Annotated in this window: 12 protein-coding genes, 5 pseudogenes and 1 riboswitch; of the genes and pseudogenes, 13 read left to right on the top strand and 4 right to left on the bottom strand. The window is 43.9% G+C overall.

What is annotated here, in order from left to right:
* Positions 1-26 precede the first annotated feature (26 nt).
* Both BXP28_RS13820 and BXP28_RS13815 read right to left on the bottom strand, forming a co-directional pair.
* Positions 27-1,340: a glutamate-1-semialdehyde 2,1-aminomutase gene (locus tag BXP28_RS13820; RefSeq protein WP_023485134.1), complete on the bottom strand. Its 1,314-nt coding sequence runs from the start codon at positions 1,338-1,340 to the stop codon at positions 27-29.
* Between the two features lie 91 nt (positions 1,341-1,431).
* Positions 1,432-2,457, bottom strand: coding sequence for an LCP family protein (locus BXP28_RS13815; protein WP_046655103.1), 1,026 nt, complete (start codon positions 2,455-2,457; stop codon positions 1,432-1,434).
* A 549-nt stretch (positions 2,458-3,006) separates the two neighbouring features.
* Here BXP28_RS13815 and bcp point away from each other — a divergent pair.
* From bcp to BXP28_RS13770, 9 genes and pseudogenes are all read left to right on the top strand, one after another.
* Positions 3,007-3,477: a thioredoxin-dependent thiol peroxidase gene (bcp, locus tag BXP28_RS13810; RefSeq protein WP_036657123.1), complete on the top strand. Its 471-nt coding sequence runs from the start codon at positions 3,007-3,009 to the stop codon at positions 3,475-3,477.
* A gap of 291 nt (positions 3,478-3,768) precedes the next feature.
* Positions 3,769-5,124, top strand: a complete 1,356-nt coding sequence (locus BXP28_RS13805; RefSeq protein WP_023485131.1) for a polysaccharide deacetylase family protein — start codon at positions 3,769-3,771, stop codon at positions 5,122-5,124.
* A gap of 137 nt (positions 5,125-5,261) precedes the next feature.
* Positions 5,262-6,789 (top strand): annotated as a pseudogene (locus BXP28_RS13800) (IS1182 family transposase).
* A 34-nt stretch (positions 6,790-6,823) separates the two neighbouring features.
* Positions 6,824-7,303 (top strand): MarR family winged helix-turn-helix transcriptional regulator, encoded by a 480-nt coding sequence (locus BXP28_RS13795; RefSeq protein WP_036655305.1) that lies wholly within the window; start codon positions 6,824-6,826, stop codon positions 7,301-7,303.
* Positions 7,303-9,030, top strand: a pseudogene (locus BXP28_RS13790) (ABC transporter ATP-binding protein). The gene BXP28_RS13795 and the pseudogene BXP28_RS13790 overlap by 1 nt, the downstream one beginning before the upstream one ends.
* Entirely contained in the window at positions 9,027-10,910 is a 1,884-nt protein-coding gene (locus BXP28_RS13785; RefSeq protein ID WP_036655303.1) for an ABC transporter ATP-binding protein, read from the top strand. The pseudogene BXP28_RS13790 and the gene BXP28_RS13785 overlap by 4 nt, the downstream one beginning before the upstream one ends.
* A 144-nt stretch (positions 10,911-11,054) precedes the next feature.
* Complete coding sequence (locus BXP28_RS13780; RefSeq protein WP_077585099.1) at positions 11,055-11,624, top strand: putative ABC transporter permease; 570 nt, start codon at positions 11,055-11,057, stop codon at positions 11,622-11,624.
* A 304-nt stretch (positions 11,625-11,928) separates the two neighbouring features.
* Positions 11,929-13,467, top strand: a complete 1,539-nt coding sequence (gene guaA, locus BXP28_RS13775) for a glutamine-hydrolyzing GMP synthase (protein ID WP_036655301.1) — start codon at positions 11,929-11,931, stop codon at positions 13,465-13,467.
* Positions 13,468-13,710: 243 nt separating this feature from the next.
* A complete protein-coding gene (locus BXP28_RS13770) occupies positions 13,711-13,884 on the top strand; it encodes a helix-turn-helix domain-containing protein (protein ID WP_024093369.1) in 174 nt (57 codons plus the stop codon).
* 17 nt (positions 13,885-13,901) lie between these two features.
* On the opposite strand, the pseudogene vanF reads toward BXP28_RS13770, so the two are convergent.
* Positions 13,902-14,933 (bottom strand): annotated as a pseudogene (vanF, locus tag BXP28_RS13765) (D-alanine--(R)-lactate ligase VanF).
* Positions 14,926-15,270 (bottom strand): annotated as a pseudogene (locus BXP28_RS13760) (NAD(P)-dependent oxidoreductase); the annotation flags it as partial. The pseudogenes vanF and BXP28_RS13760, both read right to left, overlap by 8 nt.
* Before the next feature lie 289 nt (positions 15,271-15,559).
* Between BXP28_RS13760 and BXP28_RS25615 the strand changes: the two are divergent.
* The 4 genes and pseudogenes from BXP28_RS25615 to BXP28_RS13745 form a co-directional block, all read left to right on the top strand.
* Positions 15,560-15,638, top strand: a pseudogene (locus BXP28_RS25615) (IS200/IS605 family transposase); the annotation flags it as partial.
* The gene (locus BXP28_RS22845) at positions 15,610-15,783 is read left to right on the top strand and encodes a zinc ribbon domain-containing protein (RefSeq protein ID WP_174567577.1); all 174 of its coding nucleotides are present in this window, start codon (positions 15,610-15,612) and stop codon (positions 15,781-15,783) included. The pseudogene BXP28_RS25615 and the gene BXP28_RS22845, both read left to right, overlap by 29 nt.
* 206 nt (positions 15,784-15,989) lie before the next feature.
* Positions 15,990-17,042 (top strand): YdcF family protein, encoded by a 1,053-nt coding sequence (locus BXP28_RS13750; RefSeq protein WP_036657117.1) that lies wholly within the window; start codon positions 15,990-15,992, stop codon positions 17,040-17,042.
* A 205-nt stretch (positions 17,043-17,247) separates the two neighbouring features.
* Positions 17,248-17,348, top strand: a riboswitch (purine riboswitch).
* 148 nt (positions 17,349-17,496) lie between these two features.
* Positions 17,497-18,891, top strand: coding sequence for an NCS2 family permease (locus tag BXP28_RS13745; RefSeq protein ID WP_036655298.1), 1,395 nt, complete (start codon positions 17,497-17,499; stop codon positions 18,889-18,891).
* Positions 18,892-19,008 lie beyond the last annotated feature (117 nt).

The raw sequence follows: 19,008 nt of genomic DNA, 5'->3' as shown, positions 1-19,008 counted from the left end.
AAAAAGTTTCAATGCGGTTTTGGTTTTTAGGCACGGGCCATTTCGGTAAAAGCTTTTTCTCCGGCTTCCAAGGTCGCCGATATATCTTCCTCGGTGTGAGCCGTTGTCAGAAACCATGCTTCATACTTGGACGGAGCGAGGTTAATACCCTGATCCAGCATAAGACGGAAGAACTTGGCGAACTGTTCGCTGTCTGTATCCTGAGCTTCTTCATAATTCGTTACCGGATGGCTGCAGAAATGAGTGGAGAAAGCACCTGCAATACGGTTGATGGTGAGCGGTATGCCATGGCGCCTGGCGGATTCAGCCAGTCCACTCGTCAGGACAGCAGCAAGACGGTCCATCTTTTCATAGGTACCAGGCTGCCGCAGCACTTCCAGGCAGGCGATGCCGGCTGAGATGGAAGCTGGATTTCCCGCCATCGTGCCGGCCTGGTAAGCAGGTCCCAGTGGGGCGACCTGCTCCATAATCTCCTTACGGCCGCCATAAGCTCCAATCGGCAGTCCTCCGCCGATGATTTTGCCCAGGGCTGTAAGGTCTGGTTCGATGGCCTCGCGGTTACCGAGGCTACTATAGTTTTGAGCAGCTCCGTAATGGAAACGGAAGCCCGTGATAACCTCGTCATAGATGACGAGAGAGCCGTTCTCCCTGGCGGCTTTACACAGGCCTTCGAGGAAGCCGGGTTTCGGCATGACCATGCCAAAGTTGCCGACGATGGGTTCGACCATGACGGCAGCCACGTCTTCACCCCAACGTTCCAAGGCTGCTTTTAATGCCGCCACGTCATTGAACGATACCGTGATAACCTCCTGGGCGATGGTAGAGGGTACCCCTGCGCTGTCCGGGGTCCCGAGAGTGGAAGGTCCCGATCCTGCTGCTACAAGCACGAGGTCGGAATGGCCGTGGTAACAGCCGGCAAACTTGATAATCTTGGTTCTTCCGGTGAATGCACGGGCCACACGGATCGTAGTCATCACAGCTTCCGTACCTGAGTTGACAAACCGTACCTTATCCATTGACGGAATAGCTTCTTTGAGCATCCTGCTGAACGTGATCTCAAGTTCTGTCGGAGTCCCGTAGAGGGTTCCGTTGCGGGCCGTGTTGCAGATCGCTTCCGTTACATGGTGATGGGCATGCCCGGTAATAATCGGTCCATAGGCGGCTAGATAATCAATGTACCGGTTCCCGTCTACGTCCCAGAAATACGCTCCTTCCGCGCGTTTCATAAATACCGGGGCACCCCCGCCTACAGCCATAAACGAACGGGAAGGGCTGTTAACACCCCCCACAATATGTTGAAGGGCTTGTTCATAGATCTGTTCAGATTGGATACGTGGCATTTTTGAATGATCTCCTTTATGAATAAACTGGCATATTTTTTTCTTATTAATATAGCAATGGAAAAGTAGGGACGAAATATCCCTACGTTATTTATTTCTTCGTATTCGACTTGTTTCCGCCTGTACCGGTTTTATTTGTATTGCCGGAACTGCTGCCGGCATCCTTGGAGGATGAGCCGGAATCTGCAGTGCCGTTCATAAAATCGCGCACATATTTTCTTAGTTTGATCTTATCAGTAGTCAAAACCTGGGCTCCATTAATCCGTTTCTCCACAAGCAGTTCATTTGGAGGAATCTGTGTGGTTGGCAGATCGGAAGTCTGGACTTGAAAACCTAGAGTAGCAAGCTTGATCATATCCATAATATTCAGATTCGTATCAATGTACGGCTCTATGTCCCGGACAATATCAGGCAGTTTCTTTAAAGAGCTTGTCGTCTGCATTTTTTTAGCGATTTCCGTCAGGAACTTGCGTTGCCGTTCGGAACGGGCAAAGTCAGACTGGGCAACGTGGCGGAAGCGGACATATTGGAGAGCCGTTTTCCCGTCCATATGCTGCATGCCTTTTTTCAGATGAATATCAAATTCATGGCCGTCGCCCGAGTCTGTATAATCCATATCTTTTTCGACATCCAGATCTATGCCGCCAATAGAATCCACTACATTAATGAAGCCTTTAAAGTCCGTATATATATAGTACTGAATCGGGATGTTCAGTAGTTCGCTGACGGTTTTCATCGCCAGTTTCGGACCTCCGGCTGCAAAGGCCGCGTTAATCCGGTCCTGCCGATTCTTCCCTGGAATATCTACATAGGTATCACGCAAAACGGATAGAAGGGAAGCTTTTTTAGTTACAGGGTCAATGGATGCTATCATCATGGAATCGGAGCGCTGATTCGTTTGGTCCTCTTCCTTTTGTCCGCGGGAGTCTCCGCCCAGCAGCAGAATATTGACTCTTTCTTTTCCTTCCCAGGCTGGAGGAGAATACTCATCGTCACCGGCAAATTTATTTTTGGAGAATGCGCTTGCTGCCGAGTATAAGTTATAAGAGTACAAACTTGCGGAACCAAGGATAAAGAGGCCCATCAACAACATAAGGGTCTTTATTAATCTTCTCATACAAGATTTCCTTTCATGAATCTGGCATTTGACTTGTCCATGCCGGATTTCGATAGAATTTAATCCGTCTCATAACACGGATTTTTCCATATTCTTCTATATATAAATAGAATGACATGGTTTTATTATAGAGGTAAAAAAAGTCGTGCCGCAAGTCATTGTGAATCTACATGTATTTCATATATGATGAACAGGCCGAAATGATCGCGTTTTTTTCCTTTATTTAATCATGGTCAAGAGATTGATCAGGCTGTGAAAGATAAGAGGCTGAGTGAAGAAAAGGCGAAAAAGTTAAAAAAGAACTGAGAGCAGGGAAGTCTCTTAAGGAAATTGCCTCCGAGAAAGGCATTGGTGAGGCGCACTGCTCAGCAAGTTGAAGGAACAGATCACACCGGCTTTAAAAGAATGGATTGGAAGAAAGGGGCATCCAAGACCGCAAGCAGAGCCAAATCCGAAATCAGACAAGTAAATAGGCATCTTTTGTGTTTCCGCTTGAATCCGTTACAATGGAAGTGTACGGATAAACAAAGTATAGGAGGGGAGATTCTCATGAGTCACGTCCAAATCGGACAGCTTGTTCCTGATTTTACTTTACCTTCCTCTGAGGGCGGGATGCGCTCTTTGCATGACTTTCAAGGAAGCAAGCTGGTCATTTATTTTTATCCCAAAGATATGACGCCGGGATGTACACAGGAATCCTGCGATTTCCGGGATTTTAACGGCGAGTTTGCCAAATTGAATACGAAGGTAATCGGGATAAGCCCGGACGATCTGAAAAAACATGGTAAATTTATTGAGAAGCATGAGCTTCCTTTTCCTCTTTTATCGGACGAGGATCATACCGTCAGCGAGATGTTCGGAGTATGGGTACTGAAGAAAATGTACGGACGCGAGTATATGGGCATTGAGCGCTCAACTTTTTTGCTGGACGAGAATGGAAAACTTATGAAGGAATGGCGGAAAGTAAAAGTTAACGGACATGTGGAGGAAGTGCTGCAAGCCGTTAAAGAGGCGGAATAAGCTGCGGTTTCACCAGGCTGGTGGTCTACAGAATAGAGACCACCGGTTTTTTTTGTCCTAAAGTTGCATCACACCAGTTATTTCTAACCATAGTTCCCTTTCTTTTGCGGATACTAAAATCAGAATCAAGCGGTACATTTTGTATTATGGAGGTGAAACAATGACCCCAAAAAGTTTTCTGCGGCTGTATTTCCCCGTCTTCATAACATTAAGGGGTGTCATACTCCTACTCACTCTTCCATATACTCTATTAACTGTCCATTTAATAGATCATATGGAGGGATCCCATTCATGATAGCATTTGTTCGAAAACAATCCGCCGCTTATATTCTGAAGTGGTTATTACTAATTGTTGTTGTATCTGCATTTGTTCTTTCTGTTAACCCGGAACAGGTTTACGCAGTCCAGGCCCCGTCCCCCGAACCGGACCCCGAAAAAACTTATGCAGAACTTGCTTCCGGCCATCTTTCTCTGCCTGATAAAGCTTTTACAGCCCCGGAAGACCCCACCGTATACTTGACCTTTGATGACGGTCCAAGCCAATATACCGGTAAAGTATTAGATATTTTGCATAAGGAAGGCATTCCGGCAACTTTTTTCGTTCTGGGCAAGCAGGTAGAAAACCATCCCGAAACAGTAAAGCGAATAGTCCGGGAAGGCCATTCTCTTGGAAACCATAGTTACAGTCATATGTACAAGCATATTTATTCAAGTTTTGAAGCCTTCTATAAGGAAGTCGAGCAAACGGACAATGCCATTTTCCAGGCTGCCGGATTTCGTACACGTTTGCTTCGGGCTCCGGGAGGGACAGCAAGTAACTTTGATCCCTTCTACTTTTATTTTATGGAGCAAGCAGGCTATACCGTTTTTGATTGGGATGTAGACAGCCAGGACTCCAAGCGGGCCCATATTCCCGCCTCTACTATTATCAGTTCAGTAAAGAAGGCCCCACTTAAACATGAGATGAGTATTTTGTTTCATGACGGAGCAGGACATGAGGAAACAGTTAAAGCCCTTCCTTCCATAATTGCTTATTTTAAACAGCAGGGATACCGTTTCGCCTCACTCAGCGATCAGGTTAAGCCAGCCCAATTTACGGTCGGCAGAGCAGATAGATGGGACCGGAAGCCCATTTCCAGAAAAAAATTCAATCAACTTTTGAGCCAAATTAAGACGAACACCGTTCTTACTAAGCCTTCGGTGAAAAAAGGGGAAGTCATAAGCGATTCTAGTCCTTCCATTCCCCTTCATTTGACTGTAGCCAAAAAGACGGTCGAGCTTCCGGCTAAGGATTATGCCATCCGTTATGGAAAAGTTGAATTGCCGCTTCAGCTGTATATAGAAAACATGGGAGGTAAAGTCACTTGGGATGAATCCAAGCAAACGGCCCATGTCCGGTATGGGATGATTAATCTTTATTATGACTCCCGGAATTATGTAATCCGTACCAATTATCTAGGAAAAAAACAGGCTAAGTATTGGCTTCCCGGCTTTAGGATTGTTGACGGCATCATGAGAGTACAGATGGATCAGATTAGCCGTCTGATTCAATCCGAATCAGGTACATTGCTTACAGAAGGCGGTTACCGATCCCTTTGGACCGGTCCCCCGCTTTTATTTTTACCTTATTATATAGCCCGCGTGTAAAAGGAGATTCCTTTGAAAGGAATCTTCAGACTGTCGACAAAGTCCTGTCGACAGTCTTTTTTACGAAAATACACCAACCATTCACCGCATTCATATAGTATCATATAGGTAAATAACTAGTGCGGGAGTGCTTGAATATGTTGCGAAAAACCGGTTACGAAGGACGTTCTCAAATTTCCATGGTCTCCTTGGACGAGCTTGTACCTATAGATCATTTGGTCCGCAAAATCGAATACGCCATCGATTTTAGTTTCATCTATGACATGGTTCGGGATGTTTACTGTGAGGATAACGGCCGCCCTAGCATTGATCCGGTTGTTCTTATTAAAATTGCGCTTATTCAATGCCTTTTTGGTATTCGCTCCATGCGTCAGACCATCAAAGAGATTGAAACCAACGTCGCGTACCGTTGGTTTATTGGCTATGACTTCAGTCAGCCCATTCCTCATTTCTCCACGCTGGGTAAAAATTATGTGCGCCGTTTTCGGGATACTGGACAGTTTGAGGGAATCTTTCATCGCATCCTCGAAGAAGCTGCCCGGCATGGTTTCATTGAACCTGACGTACTCTTCATCGACGCGACACATGTTAAAGCAAGCGCGAACAAAAACAAATATGTAAAACAGATCGTTCAGGAGCAAAGTCGAAAGTACCAGGATCAGCTTGATGAAGAGATCAATCAAGATCGGGCTTTACATGAGAAAGAAACCGTTCGAAAAAAAGCCCAATGTCACGCAGAAGGAGGTGAAGGTGAGCACGACTGACCCGGAGTGTGGTTTGTTCGTGAAGGGAGAGTAAGAACGTGTTTTCGCCTACAGTTTCCATACCGCGTGTGATCGGAACGGGTTTGTACTCGGCGTCAAAGTAACCCCTGGAAATATCCACGACAGCCAAGTATTTGAAGATGTTCTACACGAGGTTACTCGCGTAGTTCCGGCTCCACAAGCGGTTGCCGCGGATGCAGGTTATAAAACACCAGCCATCTGCAAAATGCTGCAAGAACAAGAGATTCGTCCCGTCCTGCCGTATACCCGTCCCAAGACGAAAGAAGAATTCTTTAAAAAGCATGATTACGTTTACGATGAGCACTATGACTGCTACCTTTGTCCGGCAAATGCCATACTGTCTTACGAAACAACGAACCGTGCTGGTTATAAAATGTATCGCTCGAATCCGGCAATCTGCCAAGCCTGTCCTTTCCGGACACAATGTACAGAGAGTAAAGAGGCAGTGAAGCGTATTAGTCGTCATGTTTGGGCTGAATGTGTGGAAGAGGCGGACCACCTTCGCCATACAGAAGAAAACAAACGGATTTACGCAGAGCGAAAAGAAACCATAGAGCGAGTTTTTGCTGATTTAAAGGAGAAGCATGGTATGCGGTGGACGACCTTACGAGGACTTAAAAGGGTCACCATGCAGGCAATGCTTGTTTTTTCTGCCATGAACCTCAAAAGAATGGCGACCTGGCTCTGGAAGAGAAGTCGCCCATCTGATAAATTCAATTTTGTATTTGAAATAGGGATAACAAACATAAAGAACTCCCGCTACTGTAGTATTTCGCGGGACTTTGTCTTCAATCTGGGAGATTCCTTTGAAAGGAATCTTTTTTATTTTAATTTGACTTTTTATTTTCACCTGTTTATAATTAGGTTGCTAAATAAATAGATAGGAAACCTAATTAAATTTAGAGGTGATAGGAATGGAAGAGAATGCTACAGTTTCTCGGTTAATGCAGGCATTTGTCCAATTTAACAGGGCAAGCTGGCATAGCCACTCGGTGGAGGGAAGTAAGCGGAGTGAGATGATGCTGATGTTCTGTTTGCGCCGCGGAGTCGAGCCAGGCAGCAGCGGGATGATGGTTTCCGAGATAAGCCATATACTTCGGGTGACTTCCCCAACTGTTACTCAGCTCATAAAAGGTTTGGAAAATAAAGGTCTGGTAGAACGGAATATGGATAAGACTGACCGAAGAGCGGTCAGAGTGAAGCTGACGGAGCAAGGGATGGAAGTTACCCGGAAGGCCAGAGAAAAGTTCGCCAATAACTTTAAAGAGCTGGTAGATTATTTGGGGGAAGAGGATAGTGAACAGCTTGCTGTTCTTCTGAATAAAGTGTTCAATTTTTTTGATGAAAAAAATGCAAGGCGTAATTCTACACAATTCCGCGGAGATGATGAATGATGAGCAAATTATTCCGGTATCTTAAGCCTTACCGGCTTCCTATTGTTTTTGTCCTGTTTGTTGTTTTTCTACAGTCCCTCTCGGACCTGTATTTGCCGACATTAATGTCGGATATCGTGGACACGGGGATTGTTAAGGGGGATACCCCTTATATTCTGAAAATTGGAGGTTTCATGCTGTTCGTAGCAGCTGGAGGAGTATTGTGCGCTATCGTGTCCAGTTATCTGTCCTCCAAAATTTCGGTCGGCTTCGGGCGGGATTTGCGTGCAAAGGTCTTTTCACATGTAGAGAATTTTTCTTTACAGGAGTTTGACAAGATCGGTACGGCTTCCCTGATAACCCGGACGACAAATGATATTAACCAGATTCAGCAGGTTACTACCATGATTTTGCGGATGATGATCAGCGCTCCAATGATGTGTATCGGGGGAATTATTATGGCGCTATCCAAGGATGCGAAGCTGACCCTGGTGCTTGTTGCGGTACTGCCGATCCTGGCCCTTTCCATCTTTCTCGTTGCGAGAAAAGGGGTACCGCTTTTTAAAGCCATGCAGAAGAAGCTGGATAAGCTGAATCTGGTTCTTCGTGAAAATTTAACCGGAATTCGGGTCATCCGGTCTTTTAACCGGGGAGACCATGAAGCAGAACGATTTAACGAGGCTAACTTGGATCTGACCTATACGGCTGTAAGGGTAAACCGCATTATGGCTTCGCTTATGCCGATTATGATGCTGATACTTAACTTTTCCACTATTGCTATCGTGTACTTCGGTAGTATCCGTATTGAAAACGGCGGTATGCATGTCGGGGACTTGATGGCATTTATTCAATATGCTATGCAAATCATGTTTTCGGTCATTATGGTGTCCATTATCTTCGTTATGGTTCCAAGAGCCAGCGCCTCGGCTGCCCGGATCAACGAGGTTTTGGATATGGTTCCTGAAATCAAAGATACGGAGAATGCCAAGCAGACCGAAGGTCAGAGAGGATACTTGGAATTTCAAAATGTGACATTCAGCTACCCGGGGGCAGAGAAACCTGCTCTATATAATATTTCTTTTAGTGCCAGTCCTGGAGAAACCACAGCGATCATTGGGGGGACCGGTTCAGGGAAATCAACTCTCCTCAGCCTGATCCCGCGTTTCTATGACATTCAGGAAGGCCGTATCCTTGTCAATGGAGAAGATATCCGCGACTTGAAACAAGCGAACCTGAGGGAAAAAATCGGGTTTATTCCGCAAAAAGCCGTTCTGTTCACCGGTACTATATCTGATAATATCCGGTATGGTAAAGAAGATGCTACAGGCGATGAAATCCGCCATGCCGCTGAAGTGGCTCAGGCTACTGAATTTATTGCCAATATGAAAGACGGTTTCGATTCAATGATTGCCCAAGGAGGGAACAACGTATCCGGGGGTCAAAAACAGCGTCTGTCGATTGCACGGGCACTGGTCCGTAAACCGGAGATTTATGTGTTTGACGACAGCTTCTCCGCCTTGGATTTCAAAACCGATGCCAAGCTTCGCGAGGCTCTTAAGAAAGAAACGACAGAATCAACTGTCCTGATCGTGGCTTAGCGTGTAAGCACCGTTATGGATGCTGATCGGATAATCGTTTTGGAAGAAGGGAAAATCGCAGGGATAGGCACACATCAAGAATTAATGGATACCTGCACGGTTTACCGCGAAATTGTATCCTCACAGCTTTCAGAGGAGGAGATTGCATGAGTGAGCACAAACGAGACCAGGCCCGAAGACATGGCGGTCCTATGGGCGGAGGACCGATGGCCGGAATGGCCATGCCCGGTGAAAAAGCGAAAGATTTCAAAGGTACCTTAGGGCGTTTGGCCGGATATTTGAAGCCCCGCAAGTTTCAACTGATTGCCGTGTTCGCCATGGCGGTCCTGAGTACGCTATTCAGTATTGTGAGTCCGAAGATTTTGGGCAAGGCAACAACTAAAATTTTTGAAGGTATTATGGGCATAGTACAGAAAATACCGGGAGCTCACATTGATTATACGTATATTGTACAAATTTTATTGGTATTGGCCGGACTTTATTTGATTAGTGCCATGTTCAGCTATTTTCAACAATTCATTATGGCCGGCGTATCACAAAAAATTGTGTATGATATGAGAAAACAGGTTAACGAAAAGCTCGGCAGACTGCCGTTGAAATACTTTGACTCCCGGACACACGGGGAAATACTCAGCCGGGTTACAAATGATGTGGACAATATCAGTACCACTTTGCAACAAAGTTTAACGCAGCTAATAACAGCCGTAATCACGCTGATTGGGGTTATCGTTATGATGCTGACCATCAGTCCGCTCATGACGCTAATTTGTATCCTGACTCTCCCGCTCAGCTTTTTGGTAATCAAAAAGATTGCTTTCCGTTCCCAGATTTACTTCAAGGATCAGCAGAGTTCCCTGGGAGAATTAAATGGGCACGTGGAAGAGATGTACACCGGCCATAAAATTGTTAAAGCATTTGGCCATGAACAAAAGTCGCTGGCTAAATTTAATGAGGTCAACGAAAAATTGTACCAATCCGGGCGGAAAGCTCAATTCGTGTCGGGTTTAATCATGCCTTTGATGAACTTTATCAGCAATATCGGCTATGTGCTTATTTGTGTAGTCGGCGGGGTACTGGTGACCAAAAAAAGTATCGAGATCGGGGATATTCAGGCGTTTATCCAATATGCCAGACAATTCTCCCAGCCGATCACGCAAACGGCAAATATCGCCAACATCATTCAATCTACGATTGCCTCGGCAGAACGTGTTTTTGGGGTACTGGATGAAGAAGAGGAAGTGCCTGAAACAGTTAAAGCCAAAGAACTGGTTTCGCCAAGAGGGGATGTCACCTTTGAGCATGTGAAGTTTGGCTACAAGGGAGATGTCACGTTAATTAACGACATGAATATAGAGGTAAAACAAGGACAGACTATCGCCATTGTCGGGCCAACGGGTGCGGGGAAAACCACCCTGATCAACCTGCTTATGCGTTTCTATGAGGTAAACAGCGGGCGGATCACGATCGATGGAATGAATATTACGGAGATGCCGAGGGGCAGTTTGCGCAGCCTTTTCGGTATGGTCCTTCAAGATACTTGGCTGTTTAACGGTACAATACGGGACAACATTGCTTACGGACGCAAGGGAGCTACCGAAGAACAGATCGTCCAGGCAGCCCGGGCAGCTCATGCCGACCACTTTATCCGTACACTGCCTGACGGTTATGATACTATCCTGAACGAAGAAGCCTCTAACATTTCCCAGGGACAAAAGCAGCTGCTTACTATAGCCCGGGCTATTTTGGCAGACCCTGCAATCCTGATTCTCGATGAGGCGACAAGCAGTGTGGATACATGTACAGAGGTCCACATTCAAAAAGCCATGAACCGCCTCATGCAGGGCAGAACCAGCTTTGTGATTGCCCATCGTCTGTCTACAATTAAAGATGCGGATCTTATTCTGGTTATGAATCACGGCGATGTTATTGAGAAAGGAAATCACGAAGAGCTTCTCGCACAAGGAGGCTTTTATGCCGACCTTTATAACAGCCAGTTCGCAGAGGCAAGTATAACGACAGAAGCCGTGTAGAAGAAATACCTTAGGACGCCTTCCTTCCTTTTCATTTCATTCATGGAAAGGAGGTGGCGTTTTTTAGTTGTCATAAAAGAATATACTGAATGGTTTTTCATGCATTGGTTATCCTACTCGTATACCGTAAAAGGGGGGATACCGATGCATGTTTGGTTTCAGTCCTGGCAAGCTGCTGATACCTCACCCGGCACGTTGTTTTTTTATTTTGTCCTTTATGCGCTTGCCGGCTGGCTGCTGGAGAATACATACAGCTTTTTTACAGCGGGGCATTTTTGGAAGGAAGGTTTTCTTAAAGGGCCTTTCAAACCTATGTATGGCTTTGCTCCGGTTATTCTGGTGGTTCTGGCTCAGCTTGATCTCCCGTTGCCTGTTCTTCTGCTGGCCTGTCTGACCATTCCTTCCTTGATTAAATATGTAAGCGGGTGGATGCTGCAAACGTATTTTCATAAACGTTGGTGGGATTATTCTGAGTATCGTTGGCAGATCCACGGCCACGTTTGTCTGCCTTTTTCCGTATGCTGGTTTGCTCTTTCTTTGTTTTGTCTGTATGCTATCCATCCTTATATCCGGCTTGTATACGGGTGGCTTGAACCCGCATGGCGTTTTTCCTGGACTCTGTTTCTGATATACTTCCTGATGGACCTGGGTTGGACTGTATGGACGAAACGCAGAGAGCTGTCATCAGATAACCAGGAAGGTGAGCTTTCCTGATAGGACAAATCATTTGTCTCCTTGCGGAAAAGCTCTTTTTTTGTTGCCTAAAACTTCTTGAGAAGGGATAACTCATAGAAAAGGCGGCAACCCATAAATTTGTCAAACATTATCGTTGTAATGGAAAATAAATTTTGTGAAAAATCGGAAGAATCAGCCCTTCCTCACAGAATTTCACCATTATTGGTGCCAATTTATGCCTCAGGTGAAATGGAAGCGCATAACAGCATAATTCTGCACAGAACGCCTTGATTCATCTGATTTCGTTATATATAATTATCACGATCAAACCAAGGGGCGGACCATGAATAAACCGAATGAAATTATTGTCGTCTTAGATTTTGGAGGCCAGTATAACCAGCTGATCGCGCGCAGAATCCGTGACCTGGGTGTTTATAGTGAACTTATGCCGTATAACACGCCTATCGAGAAGATCAAAGATCTAAACCCTAAAGGAATCGTGTTTTCCGGCGGGCCTAATAGCGTGTACGGGGAAGATTCTCCGCTTGTAGACCCTGCCATATATGATCTGGGCATTCCTATCTTGGGAATTTGCTACGGCATGCAGTTAATCGCCCATCAGCTCAAAGGGAAAGTTCAAAGAGCGGGAAAAAGAGAGTACGGGAAATCCGAAATTGCTTTTACACCTGAAAGCCTTCTGGCAAAAGGCCTCGGCAGCAAGCAAGTTGTTTGGATGAGTCATGGCGACCATGTTGTCGGATTGCCGGAAGGGTTTGTAATTGAGGCAAGCACGGAACATGCTCCGATCGCAGCTATGAGCCACCCGCACAAACAAATTGTTGCCGTTCAGTTCCATCCTGAAGTGCGCCATTCGGTATACGGGAATGATATGATCAAAAACTTCATTTTTGAGATGTGCCAATGCCATGGCGAATGGACGATGGAATCGTTTATCGAAGATACAATTAAAGACATTCGTGAACAAGTCGGAGACCGCAAAGTTCTTTGTGCTTTAAGCGGCGGTGTAGATTCTTCCGTCGTGGCTGTTCTGATTCACAAAGCGATTGGGGATCAGCTGACTTGCATGTTTATCGACCACGGCCTGCTTCGTAAAGATGAAGCCGAAGGCGTAATGGAAACTTTCGTAGGTAAATTCGACATGAAAGTCATCAAGATTGACGCACGCGACCGTTTCCTGGGCAAACTTGCCGGTGTGGAGGATCCCGAACAAAAACGGAAAATTATCGGAAACGAGTTCATCTACGTATTTGAGGAAGAATCTGCACATATCGGTGAATTTGATTTCCTGGCCCAGGGTACCTTGTATACGGACATTGTTGAAAGTGGTACAGATACCGCGCAAACAATTAAATCCCATCATAATGTGGGCGGACTGCCTGAAGGCATGAGATTCGAACTGATCGAGCCGTTAAAAGCTCTGTTTAAGGATGAAGTTCGAAAAGTAGGGGAAGAATGCGGTCTTCCAAGAGAAATCGTATGGCGCCAGCCTTTCCCTGGACCTGGTCTAGCCATTCGCGTATTGGGTGAAGTTACCGAAGAGAAACTTCACATTGTTCGTGAATCTGATGCGATTCTTCGTGAAGAAATTGCCAAGGCAGGCCTGGACAGCGAAATCTGGCAGTACTTCACTGCACTGCCTAATATGAAAAGCGTCGGAGTTATGGGAGATGCCAGAACCTATTCCTATACCGTAGGAATCCGGGCAGTAACCTCCATCGACGGAATGACAGCCGATTGGGCACGCATCCCTTATGATGTGCTGGAGAAAATCTCTGTCCGCATTGTGAATGAGGTAGAGAACGTAAACCGTGTTGTGTATGATATTACATCTAAACCACCTGCCACTATTGAGTGGGAATAGTTTAAGGTGAGCCATAAGTCCTTGTGTATCAAGGGTTTATGGCTTTTTTTCTATTCTTATTGCACTTTCATTGCACTTTTTAAATCAGATTCCAACAGTGAATTGATTTTTAGGAGAAGTATCTTTATTCTCTAGTGGAGATGTATACTGAATGACACCTTTTAACTTATGAGCAACTTCAAAGTTCTCTTTTGATTAGCATGGGAGAGAATCCTTTAATTATTAAAGAATGAGGTGTAAACAATGATTGAAAATTTCGGACAGAATGTTGCTCGATTAAGAAAGAAAAAAGGAATGTCACAGGAGGAATTGGCAGAAAAATTAGATGTGAAAAAACAAACTATTTCGAACATTGAACGTGGAGTGCGCTATCCAACTTTTGAGAATTTAGAAAAAATCGCACAACTATTCATCTAAAAAAACATACATGCGTATCATCCTTTGAGTGCCAGTGTGATGCAATGATCAATTAACCCGGAAAGTGTCATCCCCGCGGCAGCCATCATACGGGGATAACGGCTGTATACCGTGAATCCCGGCAACGTATTGACTTCATTCAGTATAATACGTCCGTTTTTCTGCAAAAACATATCAACACGAGAAAGACCTTTACAGCCGAGCGCCTTATAAATTGCTTTCGCCGTTTCTTGTATCTTTATGCGTTTCTCTGCCGACAGGTTTGCGGGAACCAAAACAACTGCGTTTTCGGAGCCTTTTTCTGGTTGATCTTCTTGATGAATGCGAAAGATACCATGCGAAAGTGAAATTTGGTCCACTTCGCCAACGATTAAGTCGGTACCGTTTCCCAACACGGCACAGCCAACTTCAAGGCCTGGAACAGCTTGTTCAATCAGGACTTTACTGTCATACTGCCTTGCTGTTTCAATGGCGGTGTGTAATTCGTCCTAGTTATTGACTTTATTCACGCCGAAAGATGAGCCGGAACGCGCCGGTTTAACAAAAACAGGATATGTTAAGGTATTTGAATCCGGTTTATCGCCATGATTCAAAATCAAAAATTCAGGAGTGCCAAAACCAGCATTTTTGGCCACAATGTATGTCAGGGATTTGTCCATACATACCGCCGAACTTTGAACATCACAGCCTACATAGGGGATGCCGGATAATTCAAATAAACCTTGTATGGCGCCGTCTTCACCCGATTTGCCGTGCAAAACCGAAAATACCGCGTCTATACGTTGTATTTGATATCCTTTATTCCGCATAACAAGCAGCCCGTGCATTTTTTTGTCCGGAGAAAGCACTGCCGAACGGCAGTTTTCGTTGTCCCAATCCACGCATGGCTTTTCGCACATTTTCCAAACGCCGGATCGGGTGATTCCGATGTATATCGGCTCATATTTTTCTGTGTCGATGTTATCGGCAATCTCTTTCGCCGATTTTACCGACACATCGTGTTCCTCTGAGCAGCCCCCAAACAGGAGGGCTATTTTCAATCTATTCAAGTGTATCTCTCCTCTCAAAGTGCAGACAGTTCAATATTGTCTTTTCAACGGTATCATACAATGCCCGTCCGGTATAGTACGCCGTATGCGGCGTGATGATCACATTTGGCATCTTGTGGAGCTTAAGCAAAAATTGGTTGTCAATCGGTTTCTGTGTGCAATCAAAATAGAAAAGTCCTTCTTCTCCTTCCAACACATCCAACGCCGCGCCGCCTAACCTTCCATTTTCCAACGCTTTGATCAGCGCGCCGGTATCCACAAGCCCGCCGCGCGCTGTATTGATAAGAAACGCCCCCTGTTTCATTGCTTCAATCTGTTCGTGACCAATCATATGATATTTACTGGGTGACGGTTTCTTTTGTTTTAATAATCTTGAGAAAAGAGTCATCCCACTTTTGCCATTTCCGAACATCTCTTGTTTGCTTGTAGGATATTTTTTATCTTTTAGCCGAGAATACTCTCGACTTTAGTCGTGCAGATGAATCGGCTTCGATCAAGGTGTACCATTAGGTACGTTAATTGACCGACATATAATGATGTAAATTCCGTTATAAAACACTTTTGTTAATGTATTGTAACTAACACACATGTTAAGATAATAAAGAGGTGTTTTTTCTTATTCAGACATACATTATGGTCGTGGTTATGTCTACTCCATACAATACCATCTCGTTTGGTGTGTAAAATATCGCCACGACATTCTATACGGACTCAGATTTGTTCTGAATGCGGACACCGGGATGGCAAGAAACCTCTCAAAATTCGAGAATGGGTTTGCCCTGTTTGTCATGCGCATCATGATAGTGACATCAATGCTAGTAAAAATATATTGACCAAAGACACGCTCTAGCGTAAGCAAAAACAATAACCGTAGGAACTACGGGGATAGCTTGGTATATAAGAGAAACCGCTGTTGGTAGTGTATGCCACTACATAATAAGTACGCTCTGTTCCGAAGAATCTCGTGACTTTAGTCATGAGAGGTTCAAAATGAGGTCTTAAATATACACAGTGGTTTTAAAAAAACAAAAAAAGAGAAAGGCGAATATAAAAAACATGAATGTAGTTTTGGTAACTTTCGTTGTCTTATTACTCCTTTTTTTACTTTTCTTTTTTTATAAAACGGATCCCAGAAGAATGATGAAGGGTTTTCTGTTTAACTTACTTTTTATTTTAATCATTGGATTATATATCTATCTATCTTTTGCTTTGGATGAGCCATTTTTAAAAATCATTGCATTTATCCCTCTTTCTTTATTTATTTTTGCGAGTATTTTTGGGTTATTTGTATTAATAGTAGGTTTACTAATTAATGGCAGAAACATATTGAAGAGGGAAGGAAGGCGATTTTCAAATTCCTTATCATTTCTTTTAGGTATAGTTCTTCTTGTTTATTGGATCATTTCTCTAATGAATCCAACGGAATTGATCTCTGATGATTGGAAAATCTTATTTACTGGTGTGTCAGCTATTTTATTATATATGTTTATGGATATAGCAAATTTTTTAACGGCTTCTATTCTTTATCAATTTAATAAGCCTAAATACAATCAAGATTTTGTTATTGTTCATGGCAGTGGTTTGATTCATGATAAGGTACCTCCATTATTAGCCAGTAGAATTGATAAAGCGATTGAATTTTACTGGATGCAAAGCAAAGTGGCATCTCCACCAAAATTAATTTTTTCTGGCGGAAAAGGGAGTGATGAGAATGTATCGGAAGCGGAAGCTATGCAAATATATGCGATTGAAAAAGGAATCCCTATAGAGGATACAATTCAAGAAAATCAATCCAGGAGTACGTATGAAAATTTATTATACTCAAAGAGAATAATGGAATCAATAAATGGCGAGAAATATAATAGCATTTTTGTTTCAAATAATTTTCATATTTTTCGAGCCGGGATGTATGCAAGACAATTGGGACTAGATAGCCATTGTATTGGGTCGAAAACGGTTTTTTATTATTGGCTTAACGCGATGATTCGTGAATATATTGCCATTTTTGTAATGCAGCGCAAACGGCATTTTTTTGTAATAGGAGGCATTTTAGGGTTATTTATATTGCTGTTTCTCATAACAGTATATATTGAATCCATTTTAAATTAGATTTCATCCGAACGGGTACAAGGTATAGATCAATTTGTACCGTATTTATCTATATTTTGTATAAAGTGATCCTGTTTCTGTAGGAGAACAGAAAAAACATTTTCCGAACATTTATCTATTTTATCTAGATAGTGTTCGGATTTTTTGTTGACAAGAATAAATGCAGGTTTTAAAATGAAACATGTTCATAATTTTCGGCAATTTGCAGAAAAATATAACCGTTTTTCGTATAATCCCGGGAATGGGCCCGGGAGTTTCTACGAGATCACCGTAAATGATCTGGCTACGGAAAAAGGATGCCGCGGAAAAGCAACAGATGCACAAATAAAAGGTGCGGATTTTCCCCTGCAGGTATTGAGATGCGATTTTTTTTGCATCACAACTCCTTTTTCAGAAATGTAGCCTGGAATCATAGATGGTTCCGGGTTTTTATTTTATTTTAGGAGGAAGAAGAATGGACCGGTATTTCAAACTCAGGGAACATGGAACCACCGTTCGCACTGAAATTATGGCCGGATTGACGACTTTTATGGCAATGGCTTATATCCTCGCCGTCAATCCCGATATCTTAAGTAACTTTAAATCTGGTGCAACAGGCGGAGACTGGACGGCTATTTTCCTTGCTACCGCTCTTGCCTCGGGGATTATGACAATTGCAATGGGATTGTTCGTCAACTTCCCGGTTGCTTTAGCTCCGGGAATGGGACTTAACGCTTATTTCGCTACTGTCATTTTGTCCTCCCAGGGTCAGTTTACTTTCTCCATGGCTTTGACTGCTGTTTTTATTTCTGGTGTGATTTTCATTTTATTGACGGTAACGAAAGTGCGCCAGATGATGCTGGTTGCTATCCCGGATAGTTTAAAACATGCTATTACGGTGGGAATCGGGTTATTCGTTACTATTGTCGGAGTTAAAAACAGCGGGCTTCTGACCATTGCGGTTGAAAGTCAAAAAGACATTCCGGCGCATACTTATACAGACGTGACATCTGTTGAAACGGTTATGCACATCGGAAATTTCCAAGATCCTCAGGTACTTCTGGTCTTAATCGGAATTCTGATTATTTCAGCACTGACGGTACTGAAAGTAAGAGGAGGTATCTTGTTCGGGATTCTTCTTACCACAGTTATTGGATATTTCATGGGTATTGTAGATCCGAGTATTTTGACAAGTGATCAAGTTACTTGGATTCCGGACCTGACTAAACTTCATATGGCCAATTTCGATTTTGCCGAAATCATACATGCAGGAATTATCAGCGTAATTGCTACTTTTACATTCGTTGAATTGTTCGACACATTTGGTACTCTGGTTGGAACGGCGAATCGTGCCGGATTTATGAAGAATAAAGAAGAAGGCAATAAAAAAGTCGGAAAAGCAATGCTGGTTGACGCGGTTGGTGTCAGTGCAGGGGCATTGGCGGGTACAAGTACAATGACCGCATTTGTCGAAAGCTCTGCAGGAGTTGCCGCGGGCGGGCGTACCGGGCTTACTTCTATAACTACAGGAGTATGTTTCCTTCTCGCTATTTTCCTTGCGCCGCTGGCTATGCTGATCCCGGGAGCCGCCACTTCGGCAGCTTTGATCGTTGTTGGCGTTCTGATGATGCAATCTGTTGTTGACATTGACTTTCAGGATTTTGTTTATGCTATCCCTGCTTTTCTTACTATTGTATTAATGCCTTTTACTTATAACATTGCAAACGGAATTTCCTTTGGCATTGTTACCTACGTATTCCTCGCCCTGATTGCCCGTACGACAGGACAAAAGAAATACGAAATACACTGGTTGATGTGGATTTTAGCCATATTAATCCTGGCCAGGTATTTATTTATGGGAGCGACTTAACTATCGGAACCGCGATGGTAAAACTTATCATTTTAGATAAACGTGTTATGTATATACTAGTCCCAGTACTTAGGCATTGGGGCTTTTTCTTTCATATAATACCGGAATCATTCTCTA

The sequence above is a fragment of the Paenibacillus larvae subsp. larvae genome (assembly GCF_002003265.1).
In the GTDB taxonomy this organism is placed as follows: domain Bacteria; phylum Bacillota; class Bacilli; order Paenibacillales; family NBRC-103111; genus Paenibacillus_H; species Paenibacillus_H larvae.
This window is presented reverse-complemented; position numbering and strand designations above follow the sequence as displayed.

Bases quoted from the DNA above. Each gene is read 5' to 3' on its own strand.
- BXP28_RS13820 (WP_023485134.1), bottom strand. From the start codon at position 1,340: ATGCCACGTATCCAATCTGAACAGATCTATGAACAAGCCCTTCAACAT.
- BXP28_RS13815 (WP_046655103.1), bottom strand. From the start codon at position 2,457: ATGAGAAGATTAATAAAGACCCTTATGTTGTTGATGGGCCTCTTTATC.
- bcp (WP_036657123.1), top strand. From the start codon at position 3,007: ATGAGTCACGTCCAAATCGGACAGCTTGTTCCTGATTTTACTTTACCT.
- BXP28_RS13805 (WP_023485131.1), top strand. From the start codon at position 3,769: ATGATAGCATTTGTTCGAAAACAATCCGCCGCTTATATTCTGAAGTGG.
- BXP28_RS13795 (WP_036655305.1), top strand. From the start codon at position 6,824: ATGGAAGAGAATGCTACAGTTTCTCGGTTAATGCAGGCATTTGTCCAA.
- BXP28_RS13785 (WP_036655303.1), top strand. From the start codon at position 9,027: ATGAGTGAGCACAAACGAGACCAGGCCCGAAGACATGGCGGTCCTATG.
- BXP28_RS13780 (WP_077585099.1), top strand. From the start codon at position 11,055: ATGCATGTTTGGTTTCAGTCCTGGCAAGCTGCTGATACCTCACCCGGC.
- guaA (WP_036655301.1), top strand. From the start codon at position 11,929: ATGAATAAACCGAATGAAATTATTGTCGTCTTAGATTTTGGAGGCCAG.
- BXP28_RS13770 (WP_024093369.1), top strand. From the start codon at position 13,711: ATGATTGAAAATTTCGGACAGAATGTTGCTCGATTAAGAAAGAAAAAA.
- BXP28_RS13750 (WP_036657117.1), top strand. From the start codon at position 15,990: ATGAATGTAGTTTTGGTAACTTTCGTTGTCTTATTACTCCTTTTTTTA.
- BXP28_RS13745 (WP_036655298.1), top strand. From the start codon at position 17,497: ATGGACCGGTATTTCAAACTCAGGGAACATGGAACCACCGTTCGCACT.